The sequence below is a fragment of the Rhodococcus spongiicola genome, from assembly GCF_004011835.1.
Classification (GTDB): domain Bacteria; phylum Actinomycetota; class Actinomycetes; order Mycobacteriales; family Mycobacteriaceae; genus Prescottella; species Prescottella spongiicola.
Genome location: NZ_RKLN01000004.1, coordinates 14,368 through 28,203, shown reverse-complemented (window position 1 = coordinate 28,203; position 13,836 = coordinate 14,368). Strand labels below are relative to the sequence as shown.

Below are 13,836 nucleotides of genomic sequence, written 5' to 3'. Positions count from 1 at the left end.
CCGTGGCCGCCGCGGCGGCGGCGGGGGAACGCTGCGCGGTGGCTGGGGACGGCCGCGCCGGGGCGGGCCCGGCTGACGTCCGTCTGGGGTCTCGCCGTTCACGATCAACGAGAATACGCACGAACACTAACGTCCGAGATCAAGGCAACCACGACACGTGCCCGCGAAGCAGTGCGTAGCCGACGAACGCGACGGCGTCGATCAAGGCGTGCGCGATCACCAGCGGCCACAGCTTGCCGGTCCGCTGCCAGTACCGGCCGAAGATCAACCCCATCAGCACGTTGCCGAGACCCCCGCCGAGGCCTTGATAGAGGTGGTAACTGCCGCGCAGCAGCGCCGACGCGAGCAACGACGAGTTCTCGCTCCAGCCCAGCCGGCGCAGCCGCGAGATCAAGTAGGCGACCACCAGCACTTCCTCGGCGGCCGAGTTCGCGATCGCCCACAACACCAGGACGGGCAGCCGCCACCAGTGGTCGTCGATGGTGCTCGGCATGACCGTCAGGTTCATGTCCAGCGCGACCGCCCCCAGGTAGAACGCCAGCCCGGGAACGCCGATGAGGGCCGCGAGCCCGATACCGGGCAGGGCCGCGTCCCGCAGCCGCATCCGTCCGAGTCCGATCCGCCGAGGGCCCAGGCCGCTGCGCCACAGCAGGTACAGGCCCAGTGCCGCCCACGCGACGAGCTTGACGACGCCGAGCAGCTGTCGGGCCAGGTCGATGTACGAATTCGTCGACCGGGACGGATTGAGCGCGACCGCCTGCTCGGACAGTCCGCCCGGCTGGAGTGCGGATTCGAGCAGCGACAGCGCGCTGTAGACGCCGGACAGCCCGAAGGTCACGATCAGGACGATCGTGATCTCGAACCACAGGGCGCGCCGCTCGCGGGCGTCGAGCGGCGGCGAGGGCGGCGGCGACGCGGGCCGGAGCCACGAGTCGACGGTCGAACGGGTGATCACTCCGCTGACGCTAGACGCAAACGCTGTTACATGTGATGAGCGATTACATGTGATGAGCGATCGACTCGGCCTTCGCGCCGAGACTGGGCAGCCGCAGGTCGGCGAACGGGGTCAGGGCGTTGCCGAGGCGATTGGTCACGAATGCCAACGACAGTCCGGTTTCCGGGTCGGCGAACGCGCCGGACCCGCCCATCCCGTAGTGCCCGAACGCGCCTGAGTGCTGGGTACGGGCCGCGACGAGGGCCGCGTGATAACCGAGCCGCCAGTTCATCCGGATACCGAGCACGTAGTCACGGGCGCGGGTCTGCACCTCGCCCAACTGCTCGAGCGTTTCGGGTTCGAGGAACTGGATGCCGTCGACGACGCCGTCGTTCGCGAACGCCGCGTACATGCGGGCCAGCGCGCGGGCGCTGAACACGCCGTTCCAGCCCGGCATAACGTAGTCGTGAATCGTCGGGTCGCGCACGAGCATGTCGAAGCCTTCGGGCATTCCGGCATCCGCGATGTCCTTCAGGTGCGGGACCAGCGACAGCGTCAGCGACGTCACCCCCCACGGCACCCCGAAGGGGTTGATGTGCGGGAATACCTTCGCGATGCGGCTCTTCTCCGATTCGGGAACCTGGAACCAGAACTCGGGGATCCCGAGTGGCTCGGCGACTTCGGTCCGCACCAGTTCCGTGAACGACTTGCCCGTTGCCCGTTCGGTCAGTTCTGCGATGAGCGTTCCGTACGTGACGGCGTGGTAGCCGGGCATCTTCGTACGGCGCGGGTCCGGAACCGCCGCTGCGAGTGCCGCGGTGACCCGGTCGTGGTCGAGCAGCGCGTGCCGACCGGAAACGAGGCCTCGGATGCGGTGCAGCCCGGCGCGGTGGCTGAGCAACTCACGCACCGTGATCGATTCCTTGCCGGCTTCGCCGAACTCGGGCCAGTACTCGGCGACTGGCTTGTCGTAGTCGATCAGGCCGCGCTGCGCGAGGCGGTGCAGAACCGTGCTTGCGACGCCCTTGCCGGTCGAGAACGACAACGTGACGGTGTCGGAGTCCCACTTGCGGATCGGGGACGCCCATCCGGCCCAGACGTCGAGGACCGGTTCCCCGTGCAGGTAGACGGCCAAGGCGCCACCGCCGTCGCGGGTGCGACGGAACATGTGGAAGAACTGTGTGGCGAGCGCCTCGAAACGCGGGCTGACGAGCATCGTCGTCGGCGGTTGGTACTCCGCCTTGCGACGTGGGGTCCCGCCCGAGGCACGACGCGGCATTGCGGCAGTCATGTCGAGCGAACTTCCGGTATCCGTGCGAGATCGCCCAGTGCGGTCTCGGTCTCATCAGTAGAACGTCCCAGCCCCGGCACAGATTCCGGGCGGGCGAGAAACCCGAAGCCCAGGCGGTCGGCACGGCGGCGAGACATCAACCCCATAGGCCACCACCTTTCACAATTTCTCTGTACACCCGCGGCGGGGCGCCGGCAGGCAGTTGGTCGTCCGTAGCCGGGATGTGATCGATCCGGAAGACGATCGTGGTCAGCACTGGGGGAATCGAACCCCCCGGTCCGGGATAACGTTGCGGGGTGTCGATTCCTGTTCCACTGTCGATGCCGACCCTTCCCGTGACCGGTGAGCGGGCGGCGCGGTCGCTCGTCGCGGAACTGCTCCTCCAGCGGCGCGAATCCGCCGTCCCCGCCGCCGTCCGGGGCACCGCCGCGACCGGACCACAGATCGTCGCCGCGTCGCTCCTCGCGGCCGCCGCCGGAACCGACGTCGACGCCGGCAGGGTCGTGGTCGAACTCGACATCGATCCGGACGACCTCGACCGAGCCGCGGAGCACCGCGTGCTGCGTTACCACGTGCACTGCACCACCGCGCAGGTCGAGGATGCCGTCGGACTGCGGCTGCACTCGCCCGTCACCGTCTTCGTCACAGCCGAAGAGCCCAGCACAGCGGAAGAGTCCGCCGGCACCCTGGCCGAGGCGGCGCAGGTCCTCGCCGACGCCGGCTACAGTCCCGGCCTGGTCGCCGGCCAGCCCGTCGATGCGGTCGCCGACTTCCTCGGGGTTCTCGCGCACACGTCCGTCGGTTTCTTCGGGCGCGCCCGGGACGGCGCCGAGGTGCTGTCCCTGCTGGCCGGTACGGTCGCGGCGCTGTGCGGCGACGACGTCCGTGCGGCGCTGGCCACTCCCGACCCGAAGTCGCTCGCGGCACTGGCCCCGGAGGCGGCCGAAGCGGTGCGGGGCGTGCTACTCGGCATCGAGGTGGAGGACCTCGAGGAGGCCGAGCAGGTGCTCTCCGACGCCGGCCTGCTGTAGTCCGCCTGCGACGGGCCCGGAAACGGCGGGTGCGTCGGACACGATTGCGTAATCTCGTAGGCGTGCTTCGTATCGCCTACTTCGGACCCACCGGTACCTTCACTGAGATGGCCCTCGCCCAGCTCGAGTCGGCGGGCGTGTTCGACGGCGAGGTCGAGCGGGTGGCCGCGGCGAGCCAGTCGGCCGCGCTGGATCTGGTCCGCCGCGGCGACGTCGTCGGCGCGGTGGTGCCGATCGAGAGTTCGGTCGAGGGGTCGATCCGGCCGACCATGGACGCCCTCGCCCTCGGTGACCGGTTGCAGATCATGGCCGAGACCGAACTCGAGGTCGCGTTCACGATCGTCGGCCGCCCCGGGACCACACTCGACGACGTCCGTACCGTCCGCGCCTACCCGGTGGCGACCGCGCAGGTGCAGGGCTGGCTGGACAGGTACCTGCCGAACGCTCGCGTCGAGCCGGCGTCGTCGAATGCCGGTGCGGCAGAAGATGTTGCGGCCGGTGTCGCCGACGCTGCTGTATCGACGGCGCTGGCGGGTGAACGGCTCGGGCTCGCAGCGCTGGCGTCCGGGGTGGCCGACTACGAGGGTGCCCGCACCCGCTTCGTGCTGGTCACCAAGCCCGGCCCGGCGCCGGCGCGCACCGGCAACGACCGCACCAGTGTCGTGCTCCACCTCGACAACGTACCCGGATCGCTGGTCCGGGCCATGATGGAGTTCGCGACGCGCGGCATCGACCTCTCCCGTATCGAATCCCGTCCCACGCGTAAGGAATTCGGCACCTACCTGTTCCATCTGGACTGTGTCGGGCACATCGACGACGGTCTGGTCGCGGAGGCGCTCAAGGCACTGCACCGCTTCAGCGATGTGCGCTTCCTCGGGTCGTGGCCGTCGGCCGTCCCCGACGGCGGTGCCCCGATGTCCGACGCCGATGCCGTCGTATGGCTCGAGCGTTTGCGTCGAGGGGAGGAGAACGCATGAGCGGCAGGCTGATCCTGGTTCGACACGGACAGACCGAGGCGAACATCGAGCGACGCCTCGACACCCGGCTGCCTGGTGCCCGGCTCACGGAACTCGGGCGGACCCAGGCGAAGACGCTCGGCGACCGGTTCGCGGGGCTGCCGCCGTCTGCGCTGGTGTCGTCGGCGGCGTTGCGTGCGCGGGAGACGGCCGGGTTCGTGGAGGCGGCGGCGGGTATCGGGCTTCAGGTGCGTGACGGGCTGCACGAGGCGCAAGCCGGCGAACTCGAGGACCGATCGGACATCGATTCGCACCGGATGTTCGCAAAGGTGTTCCACACCTGGCACGAAGGCGACTTGTCGGCGCGGATCCCGGGCGGCGAGTCCGGTCACGACATCATCGAACGATATGTGCCGGTGGTGGATTCGCTTCGCACCGAGTACCTCGACGGCAGCGCCGGTGGCGACGTCGTGGTGGTCAGCCACGGCGCCGCGATCCGGTTGGTGGCCGCCTACCTGGCCGGTGTGCCCGGCGCGTTCGCGGCGGACCGGCACCTGGAGAACACCTCCACGGTGGAGCTTGTCCCGACCCCCGAAGGTTGGCAGTGCATACGGTGGGGCACCTACGATCCGCCGTTCGAGGCGCCCACGCGGCGGCCGTGGTTCGAGGAGGCGGCAACCGAGGCCGACGACCCGATGGGCTGACGGCCCGGCCTGACGGCGCGGCCTGATCGCCGACTCAGCCGATTTGAGCGAGCAGAGCCTCGATCGCCTGCTGTAGCCGACCGGGTGTTCCGGGGCCGAGTGATGTCCACTTGATGCCGTCGGTGGCGACACTGGTCGTGCCCACGATGCGCCCGGCCGAGGTGTCGAACACGGTCACCGGTCCGTGCATCACCGGCGAGCCGCCTTCCACATGGACGAGTCCGACGATCTCGGCGAACGCCGGGCAGTCGGCGAACGCGGGACCGAGAACCGCGGCCTCCTCGGCGCGGACCCCCACCGCTGTCAGCAGGTGTGCCGCCCCCTGCGGGGCGGTGATCTGGTCGAGTGCGGCAGCGAGATCCGCGGTGGGACAGTTCACCGCGTCGAAATGCACTGGCTCGACACTGCCCAGTGCATGTCTGAGCGGTTCTGCAAGTGTGCCTTCGACTCGCTGGATCGTGAACGTGTCGCCGCTGCGCAGCGCCAGCACCCCGGCGTCGGCGCGCTCCTCGTCGCGGGCGAGGCACGCCCGGTGGATAGTCCCACCGCCATACCGGCGCACGGCGATCTCTGCACGTGGGCGAGCGAGTGTGCGTAACCGTCCGGCCAGGTCGGGATGCACTTTGGGCGCCTCGTCGATTCCCTCGATCAGCCCGGCCGAGTCCAGCGTGCCGTAGGCATCGCGGAACGCCGCGTCCCGCCCGGAGAGCTCATCGAATCGCGGTCCGGTGTCGAGCACGACCGGCAGGACGTCGATGCCGAGCAGATGTGCAAGCAGGTCGATCTCGTCGACGTGCAGCGTGGTCGGCGGCAGGGTCGCGCCGATCGGGCCGAGCCCGAGGTCGATCACCGCCCGTCCTCGGGCAGATGGGCGCCGATGACCGATGGGATCACGGTGCGCCCGTCAGAGAAGTGTTCGAAGTCCCGCAGATAGCCGGGCGTCGAGCGGTCGGACTCCGCAGCGTCGTCGTCACCTCGATTCGCGCCCACCGGGGCTCCAGCCACCGGAGTAGCGTTGCGGGCCGTTGCCGACGCGTCGGCGCGCATCGCATCCGCCCCGCCGACGCTGCCACCGGGACGGACGGCACCGTCGGATCGTCCGGCCTGTGCCCAGCCGTCGGGCCGTCCGGTCTGGGCCAGGCCGTCGGGCCGTCCGGCCTGTGCCCAGCCGTCGGGTAGCGCGACGCGGCCCCGGTCGGGAAAGCCCGCCGCCCGCGGGGCGGCTGGGGCTCCGTCCCTGCCGGCGGAGGCTGCGGCGCTCTGAACGGTGCCCGCCGACGCGATAGCGGTGTTCGCCATGAGTGTCGGTGTCGCGGCTCGGTTCCCCCCGAGCCCGGCGCCACCCGGGTCGGAGGCCGCCGACGTGGCGGTGGAGACCATGCCAGCGGCCGTGCCGACCTGCGTCGTCGCGTTCGCCACGGCCGGATTCTGCGTGAACGAGGTGGCCGCGGCCGCGATGGTGTCGACCGGGCTGGCGCGAAAGTCGTTCTCGAGCTCGCGCCGGGCCACTTCGCCGGGGTCGCCGGCCTCGAGTCCCACTGTCGAGCCGTTGGTGAGCGGTGGCGGCGGCGCGAAAGTCTCGGGTGTTGCAACCATGCTCGATGATGCCGCCTCGTAGGCTTCCATCACCAGCCCGGCCCGGATGTCCATCGCCCGATCTGCCGCTTCCGCGGCGGCTGCGGCCCCGGTGAGTGCGCCACCGGTGGCGTAGGCGGCGGTCTTGGCGGTCTTGACCGCGGTGATCTCGGGCAGGCTCGGCATCGCCAGGGCAGCAGTTGTATAGGCGGCGGCCTCGGCGGAAGCCTTCGCGGCGGACTGGGCGGCCAGCGCCGCGGACTGCTGGGCCCACCCGTTGAACGGGGCGAGCCGGGCCAGCGCGGCGTCGGCAGCCACGCCACTCCATCCCGTGCGCAGTTCCTGCATCACGCGGGTCAGGGTCGCACTAGCGTCGACGAAGCTCTCGGCGACCGCGGTCCATGCGGAACTCGCCCCGCTGAGCGGCACTGGCCCAGCGCCCGCGGTGAGCGCGGTCGAGTTGACCGTTGCGCCGCGGGGAATCCAGACGACGCCGGTGACACCGATGGCCATGATGCGTTTCTCCTATGGTCGGCTTAGTGGTACTGGCGGGGCGAGGTCACATTCCCGCGGCGAGCGTGGCACCGAGGGCGTGGTCCTCGCTCGAATACGCGGCGGCCTGGGCGCGGAGCATCGCCGCGGCGGCAGCCAGTTCCTCGATGCCCCGGGTAGTGGCTGGTCCGAAGCTGCTCGCGAGGCGGTTGAAGTAGCCCGCGGCCAGAACGGACACCTCCTCGGACCCCGACGGTGCGACGTTCAGGGCCGGGCTCGCGGCGGTCATCGTCGCCTGTAGGCGAATCGCCAGCGCGTCGAGCTCCGCGGCGGCCGCGAGAAGGACGTCAGGGTCGACGAACACGTGATCCGGCATGGCGGAGGCTCCTCGTGGTGGGTCTGTGGGTCTGTGGGTCTAAGGGGACAGGGGTCAGGGCGAGGTCACGGACCTGGGAACGAGCTTCGGCGAAACGGTTCCTCGATTGCTTGGACGCAAGGGGAGGCCGGTCGGTTCCACAAGAATCCGGGCTCCACAAGAAACCGGGAATGGTCTCGCCGGGCCGGTCAACCCCAGCCGAGCTCGTGCAGACGGTCCTCTTCTATACCGAAGTAGTGGGCCACCTCGTGGATCACCGTGACCATCACCTCGTGCACCACTTCGTCTTCGGTGTGGCACACGTCGAGGATCGCGTCCCGATAGATCGTGATGGTGTCGGGCAGCGAGCCGCCGTAGTGGCTGTCCCGCTCGGTCAAGGCGATGCCCTGGTAGAGCCCGAGCAGTGTGGGCTCCTCGTCGTTGCGTGGCTCGACGAGCACCACGACGTTGTCGATCGCCTCCGCGAGCTGTGACGGTATGAGGTCGAGCGCCTCCGAGACCAGTTCCTCGAACCGGGCGTCCGTCATGGTCACCGTCACGTCACGCTCCTGGGAATGGTGCGGCACCGGGCAGTGGCGTCGGCAGCGCACGCGACCCGATCGGCGGCGGCGGTACCGGCGCCTGGCCGTCGATCAGGATGTCGCCCTTCGCGCTGCCCACGATCGTGGCGAACCCATTGCCGTCGATCTCCTTGCCGATCGAACAGTTGATCTTGCGACTCCCGACGAGCCAGCTGTCGAGGTCCAGATTGTCCCAGAACAGCGTGAGGGTCTTGTCGCGCAGGGCTTCGGGCGAGCCGAGATAGTCGGCGCTGGCGTCAGTGCACGCCTTTTCGAGGAGCTTGTCCTGGTCCTCGACCGACGGCATGGCGCCCGGGAACTCGCTGGCCATGTCGATCACACCCACCACCTCGAACGCATGAGGCTGCGCGCAGTCGACCGGATCGGACGGCACGCCCTGGCTGAGGCCGATGCAGGTGTCGACGTCCCATATCTTCGACTGATCCTGCTCGGCTACCAGACCCTCGATGGGCAGTGAGATCCCGGTGACACCGGAGAACTGCAGCCCGCAGCGTATGGTCCGCTCGCCGGCCGCCCAGCCGGCCTCGCCCGGGTTGATCAGACCGACGCTGAACTTGCCCTTCGGGTCGAAGCGGCCGTTCAGGTAGGTATTGACCGCGGGCCCACAGAAATCGTCGCGCAACTCGGAGAAGCGCAGCACGCCCGGGAACCGGGAGCCGGGCCCGAACTCGACGCCGGGGTACGCGCCCAGGTCGATGTCCCGGGCCACCTCGAACTGGTGCGTCTGCGCGCAGTCGACCTTCTCGAGGTCGCTTGCGTCGGGGTTGCTCCACGCAAGGCAGTCACCCTCGCCGGCCGATCCGAAGGCCTCGCCGGCAATGGCGCCGGTGAGCTGCGGCCCCACCTTGGCCGAGGGTGTGGCCAGGTTCTCACCGCGGTCGAAGCCGCCCGACAGCAAGATCGTTGCGCCCGCCGCCAGCACCCCACCGCTCGCAACGAGCGCGAGGGCGCGTCTGGCGACCCGTGCGGACAGGTGTCGGCGCCGCTTCGGCTGCTGGGCCGACGAAGATGTCGGCTCGGTCTCATCCTGGGACATCCCGTCCATAATGCCTTCAACCGACTCGGATGCCGAGGTTTGCGCGTAGGTTCCGCGGCATGAGTGAGAAACATCGCTTCTCGCCCAGCGCCGACGTGCGGTAATGACCGGTCGATCGTTCGACAGCCCCGGGGCCCTGGAGTCTCCACGTCGACGCAGTGTCGACGTGGACGCAGTGTCGATGTCGAAGCAGTGTCGATGTCGAAGCAGCGTCGGCGCTCGATGCTGCACGCATGTTCGGACCCGGGGACTATCTGCGGGTACAGGGGAAGCGTCGGGAGTGAGCGCAGCTCAACCAAGTAGGGTCTAGGGTCGTGATTGACCTCAAGTTCCTTCGCGAGCACCCCAACGTCGTCCGCACCTCGCAGCGTACGCGCGGCGAAGACCCCGGTCTGGTCGATGCACTGCTCGAGGCCGACACGTCGCGTCGTGCAGCCGTCCTGGCGGGTGACACGTTGCGCGCCGAGCAGAAGGCGTTCGGGAAGAAGGTCGGGCAGGCGTCCCCGGACGAGCGGCCCGCGCTGCTCGAAGGGTCGAAGGAACTGGCCCGGAAGGTCAAGGAAGCCGAGGCCGCGGAGGCCGAAGCGCAGGCCGCGCTCGAAGCGGCCCATCGGGCGATCTCGAACATCGTCCAGGACGGCGCCCCCGCCGGCGGCGAGGACGACTTCATCACCTTGGACACCGTCGGTGAGATCCCGGCGTTCGACTTCGAGCCCAAGGATCACCTCGAGCTCGGTGAGTCGCTGGGGCTGATCGACATGGAGCGCGGCGCGAAGGTGTCGGGGTCACGGTTCTACTACCTCACCGGTTTCGGTGCGATGCTCCAGCTGGGCATGCTGCAGTTGGCGGCACAGAAGGCGATGGCCAACGGGTTCACGATGATGATCCCGCCGGTGCTGGTGCGTCCCGAGATCATGCAGGGCACCGGTTTCCTCGGCCAGCACTCGGACGAGGTCTATCACCTGGCCGACGATGACCTCTACCTCGTCGGTACCTCGGAGGTGCCGCTGGCCGGCTACCACTCGGGCGAGATCATGGACCTGTCCGACGGCTCCAAGCGGTACGCGGGCTGGTCGTCGTGCTTCCGCCGTGAGGCCGGCAGCTACGGCAAGGACACCCGCGGCATCATCCGAGTCCACCAGTTCGACAAGGTGGAGATGTTCACGTTCTGCAAGCCCGAAGAGGCGGACGAGGAACATCGCCGACTCCTCTCCTGGGAGCGGGACATGCTTGCCGCGATCGAGGTCCCGTACCGGGTGATCGATGTCGCCGGTGGCGACCTCGGCACGTCGGCGGCCCGCAAGTTCGACTGCGAGGCTTGGATTCCCACACAGAAGGCATACCGCGAACTGACATCGACGTCGAACTGCACCACTTTCCAGGCGCGGCGACTGAGCATCCGATACCGCGACGAGAACGGCAAGACGCAGATCGCCGCGACTCTCAACGGCACGCTCGCCACGACGCGGTGGCTCGTTGCGATCCTCGAAAACCACCAGCAGAAAGACGGTTCGGTCAAGGTCCCCGCCGCCCTGGTGCCGTTCGTGGGGCGTGAGGTGTTGACCCCGTAGGTCATCCCTCAGCGTTCGGGATAGTGCTCAGCGCAGGATCAGACAGGTGGTCGACGCGGTAGCGAGCAGGCGGTTCTGGCCGTCGCGGACCTCGGCGCGTGCGGTCGCGGTGGTGCGGCCGGTGTGCTCGGAGAACCCGTGTACGCGAATCGATCCCGCCCCTTCCCTGATGCCGCGGATGTAGCGGACGGTCATATCGAGCGTGGTGTAGCCGACGCGGACAGGCAGGGTGCTCGAGACGGCGAAGCCCATCGCGGTGTCGATCATGGTGGCGATGACGCCCCCGTGCACGGTGCCGACGGCGTTGTAGTGCCATTCGGCCGGTTCTGCGGTGATCTCGACGAAGCCCTCGCCGGCGTCGGTGACGCGGAAGCCCAGGGTGCTCGCGGTGGGGTGGTGCGGGACGGTGCCGTCGACGAGTCCGCGGACGAACTCGAGTCCGCTGAGGTTCCGGTTGGCTTCGGCGATGGGCCCCGGGTCGTTCCAGGTGTAGGTGCGCTGGCGTTCGATGGACACGTACCGGACGGTACCTGGATGTAGGAATCGGCGGGGTCGGCGAATTGCTACTTGCCAGTAAGAAGCATTAGCTACTTGCCGGTAAGAAGGCTGGGATTCAATTCAGAAGCGCGCGAAATTGCGTCTTAACCAGCCAAACGGACGTTCGCGATGAGGCCGGAACCGGCAACCGGACACGGTCCGCGCGGTCATTTCATTTTAGTTCAGCTAATGGACCCTGGAATGCTGCGTCTTCTGCGGCGAGGGGCTCGAGGGAGCGGATCGGTGGCAATACTCGCCGGTAACCTACTCGACCTATAGCAAATCCATAGCAACATCTAGACCGTTTGATTGGAAAAGTGATACATCGACGTAACGGAGTCGTTATGGTGATCCGATCTGACCAAATTTCTCTCCCCCTACTATCCGCAAACTCTTGAAGAGGAGTGATGCATGACAAGGCCTTTACTCAGGCACTGTGCCGCCCCCATCACAGGCGCAGCGCTCGTGGCCGGGACCCTCCTGATCGCCGCACCGACGGCGTCCGCGGCAAACGACCCGGTCACGACGGTGACGAACTACAAGTCGGCTTGCCGGGCGAACGCCACCATCAACGTGACGAGCATTCAGGACACGTCGGTGAGCGTCACCGCCCCGACCGAGGTCGAACCCGGCGAGACCTTCACCTTCCGCATCCAGCCGGCTCCGTCCTCGTACCCGGACACCAATTCCGGTGCGACGACGACAAACGTTTCCCGGCTCAAGTTCGACTTCATGATCCCGGAGAACGTGACCTTCGTCGACGCCGCCGTGGTCGGCTCGGGCACAAACCTCGACAACGTGCCTCCGAACGTCATCCGCGTCGACGAGACCGGAAACCCGTCCGCCACCGGCCAGATCCTGCGTCTGTCCGGCAACAACGAGGTGATCGGGAACGGGCCCCCCGGCAGCGTCAGCACCAGCTCCGAGGGCGGGATCCGCGCGCCGAAACTGCAGCTGAACCTCGACGGTACGCCGAACGGCAACGGTGACAGCTGGTTCCAGTTGCCCGCAGTCGACGTCACCGTCACCGCCGGGGACGCCGGAACACCGATCGAGCCCAAGCTTCGCACGGGTGGCAACGCGGCCGTCTGGAACAAGTTCGAGAACTTCAACACCTTCCTCCCGAAGGCAAAGTTCTGGGGGTCGACCCAATGGGCCAACACCCGCTGCGTTCCTCGCGACTCGGAGAACGCCCCGCTCAACGCCGGCGCCGGTCCACTGGCAACGATCAACGTCGTTGCACCGCAGGTGTCGACCACCACGACGTTGTCCGCTCCGGACACGGCGGAAACCGGTATTCCGGTGATACTCACGGCCACCGTCGAACCCGATGACGCGACCGGGTCGGTTCAGTTCCAGGACGGCGGCGCCGACATCGGTGCTCCGGTGCCGGTCTCGGGTGGTACGGCGAGCCTCGAACACACCTTCACAACGGCCGGCTCGCATTCCGTCACGGCAATCTTCACCGGCACCGGTAACTTCACCGGTTCCGCCTCCGCGGCCCAGGCCGTCACAGTGTCCGACGTCCAGACCACGTTGGCACTGGCGGTTCCACAGGATGCCGAGACCGGCAGCCTGGTCGATCTGACCGCCAACGTGACTCCGTCGAATGCGCAGGGCACCGTGCAGTTCAAGGACGGTGGCGCCGACATCGGCGCTCCGGTGACAGTCTCTGCCGGCACGGCCACGCTGTCGCATGCGTTCACGACCGCGGGCGCACACGAGATCACCGCCGAGTTCACCGGCGCGCCTGGTTTCGTTGGGTCCAGTGCGGGTGCGCAGACCGTGACGGTGACCGACCCGGTGGATCCCGTGGTGGAGACCACGACAACGGTGTCGGTGCCGGCCAACGCTGAGACCGGTGCCGAGGTCACGCTCACGGCGAGCGTCGCACCGGACCACGCGACGGGAACGGTTCAGTTCACCGATGGCGGCGTCGACATCGGCTCCCCGGTGATGGTGTCGAACGGTGTCGCGACGCTGCAGCACACCTTCTCGACCGCCGGTTCGCACAACATCTCAGCCATCTTCATGGGTGGTGAAGGGTTCACGGACTCGACTGCGAGTGCGCAGACGGTGACGGTGGAGGATGCCGCCACCACGACGATTCTGAGTGTCCCGGGTAACGCCAAGACCGGTGAGCCCGAGCAGCTCTATGCGACCGTGTACGACGTTGCGACCGCGGAGGTCGTCCCGAGCGTCGGTACCGTCGAGTTCTTCGACGACGGTATCTCGATCGGAACGGCGCCGGTGGACGAGGGCTTGGCCACGCTGACGCATACCTTCACCACAGCCGGTGCCCACACGATCACCGCAACCTTCAGCGGCGCAGGCGGAATCGCCGGTTCCACCGCTGCAGCGAAGGGCGTCGAGGTCGGCGTCCCGACTCCGGTGGACATCGAGACGGCCACCGTCGTCACGGTTCCGGCCGACGCGACGGTCGATACTCCCGTCGAGCTCATGGCGCAGGTGACCGGTGCCGGAGACGTGCCGGTGAGCGGCACCGTCCAGTTCTTCGACGGGGAGAACCCCATCGGTGACGCCGTCGAGGTTGTCGACGGCACGGCGGTGCTGAGCCACAGCTTCACCACGTCGGACGTGCACGAGATCCACGCGGTGTTCAGCGGCGGCCAGGGCGTCAAGGACTCGACGTCGGATCCGCGCACGATCCAGGTCTCGAGCGGCGGCCTCGGCAGCCTGAGCTTCGGCTCCTGAGCAGAACTCGAGCAGTAGGTCGGATGACCACCCGTGG

At 68.1% G+C, this 13,836-nt stretch carries 13 protein-coding genes; 5 read left to right on the top strand and 8 right to left on the bottom strand.

Going from position 1 to position 13,836, the window contains the following annotated elements:
- Positions 1–139: 139 nt before the first annotated feature.
- Entirely contained in the window at positions 140–955 is an 816-nt protein-coding gene (locus tag EF834_RS11520; RefSeq protein WP_127947386.1) for a CPBP family intramembrane glutamic endopeptidase, read from the bottom strand.
- 43 nt (positions 956–998) lie between these two features.
- Positions 999–2,225, bottom strand: coding sequence for a serine hydrolase domain-containing protein (locus tag EF834_RS11515; RefSeq protein WP_127947385.1), 1,227 nt, complete (start codon positions 2,223–2,225; stop codon positions 999–1,001).
- A gap of 296 nt (positions 2,226–2,521) precedes the next feature.
- Between EF834_RS11515 and EF834_RS11510 the strand changes: the two genes are divergently transcribed.
- From EF834_RS11510 to EF834_RS11500, 3 genes are all read left to right on the top strand, one after another.
- On the top strand, positions 2,522–3,256 hold the full coding sequence (locus tag EF834_RS11510) for a hypothetical protein (RefSeq protein ID WP_235871129.1): 735 nt from the start codon (positions 2,522–2,524) through the stop codon (positions 3,254–3,256).
- A gap of 62 nt (positions 3,257–3,318) precedes the next feature.
- Positions 3,319–4,233, top strand: coding sequence for a prephenate dehydratase (gene pheA, locus EF834_RS11505; RefSeq protein WP_127947384.1), 915 nt, complete (start codon positions 3,319–3,321; stop codon positions 4,231–4,233).
- The gene (locus EF834_RS11500) at positions 4,230–4,916 is read left to right on the top strand and encodes a histidine phosphatase family protein (protein ID WP_127947383.1); all 687 of its coding nucleotides are present in this window, start codon (positions 4,230–4,232) and stop codon (positions 4,914–4,916) included. Before pheA ends, EF834_RS11500 begins: the two co-directional genes overlap by 4 nt.
- 34 nt (positions 4,917–4,950) lie before the next feature.
- On the opposite strand, the gene EF834_RS11495 is transcribed toward EF834_RS11500, so the two are convergent.
- The 5 genes from EF834_RS11495 to EF834_RS11475 all read right to left on the bottom strand — a co-directional run bounded on the left by EF834_RS11495 (position 4,951) and on the right by EF834_RS11475 (position 8,976).
- Positions 4,951–5,766 (bottom strand): ESX secretion-associated protein EspG, encoded by an 816-nt coding sequence (locus EF834_RS11495; RefSeq protein WP_127947382.1) that lies wholly within the window; start codon positions 5,764–5,766, stop codon positions 4,951–4,953.
- Positions 5,763–7,004, bottom strand: coding sequence for a PPE domain-containing protein (locus tag EF834_RS11490; protein WP_127947381.1), 1,242 nt, complete (start codon positions 7,002–7,004; stop codon positions 5,763–5,765). Before EF834_RS11490 ends, EF834_RS11495 begins: the two co-directional genes overlap by 4 nt.
- Before the next feature lie 46 nt (positions 7,005–7,050).
- Positions 7,051–7,359 carry a PE domain-containing protein gene (locus EF834_RS11485; protein WP_127947380.1) on the bottom strand — a complete coding sequence of 103 codons (309 nt, stop codon included), beginning with the start codon at positions 7,357–7,359 and terminating at the stop codon, positions 7,051–7,053.
- A gap of 188 nt (positions 7,360–7,547) precedes the next feature.
- Complete coding sequence (locus EF834_RS11480) at positions 7,548–7,898, bottom strand: metallopeptidase family protein (protein WP_206615257.1); 351 nt, start codon at positions 7,896–7,898, stop codon at positions 7,548–7,550.
- Position 7,899: 1 nt separating this feature from the next.
- The gene (locus tag EF834_RS11475; RefSeq protein ID WP_127947379.1) at positions 7,900–8,976 is read right to left on the bottom strand and encodes a septum formation family protein; all 1,077 of its coding nucleotides are present in this window, start codon (positions 8,974–8,976) and stop codon (positions 7,900–7,902) included.
- A 314-nt stretch (positions 8,977–9,290) separates the two neighbouring features.
- Here EF834_RS11475 and serS point away from each other — a divergent pair, with 314 nt between their 5' ends.
- Complete coding sequence (gene serS, locus EF834_RS11470; RefSeq protein WP_127947378.1) at positions 9,291–10,547, top strand: serine--tRNA ligase; 1,257 nt, start codon at positions 9,291–9,293, stop codon at positions 10,545–10,547.
- Positions 10,548–10,574: 27 nt separating this feature from the next.
- Here the strand turns inward: serS and EF834_RS11465 are convergent, their stop codons facing one another.
- Positions 10,575–11,063: a PaaI family thioesterase gene (locus EF834_RS11465; RefSeq protein WP_127947377.1), complete on the bottom strand. Its 489-nt coding sequence runs from the start codon at positions 11,061–11,063 to the stop codon at positions 10,575–10,577.
- A gap of 432 nt (positions 11,064–11,495) precedes the next feature.
- Here EF834_RS11465 and EF834_RS11460 point away from each other — a divergent pair, with 432 nt between their 5' ends.
- Positions 11,496–13,799, top strand: a complete 2,304-nt coding sequence (locus EF834_RS11460) for an Ig-like domain-containing protein (protein WP_127947376.1) — start codon at positions 11,496–11,498, stop codon at positions 13,797–13,799.
- The last annotated feature ends 37 nt before the right edge of the window (positions 13,800–13,836 follow it).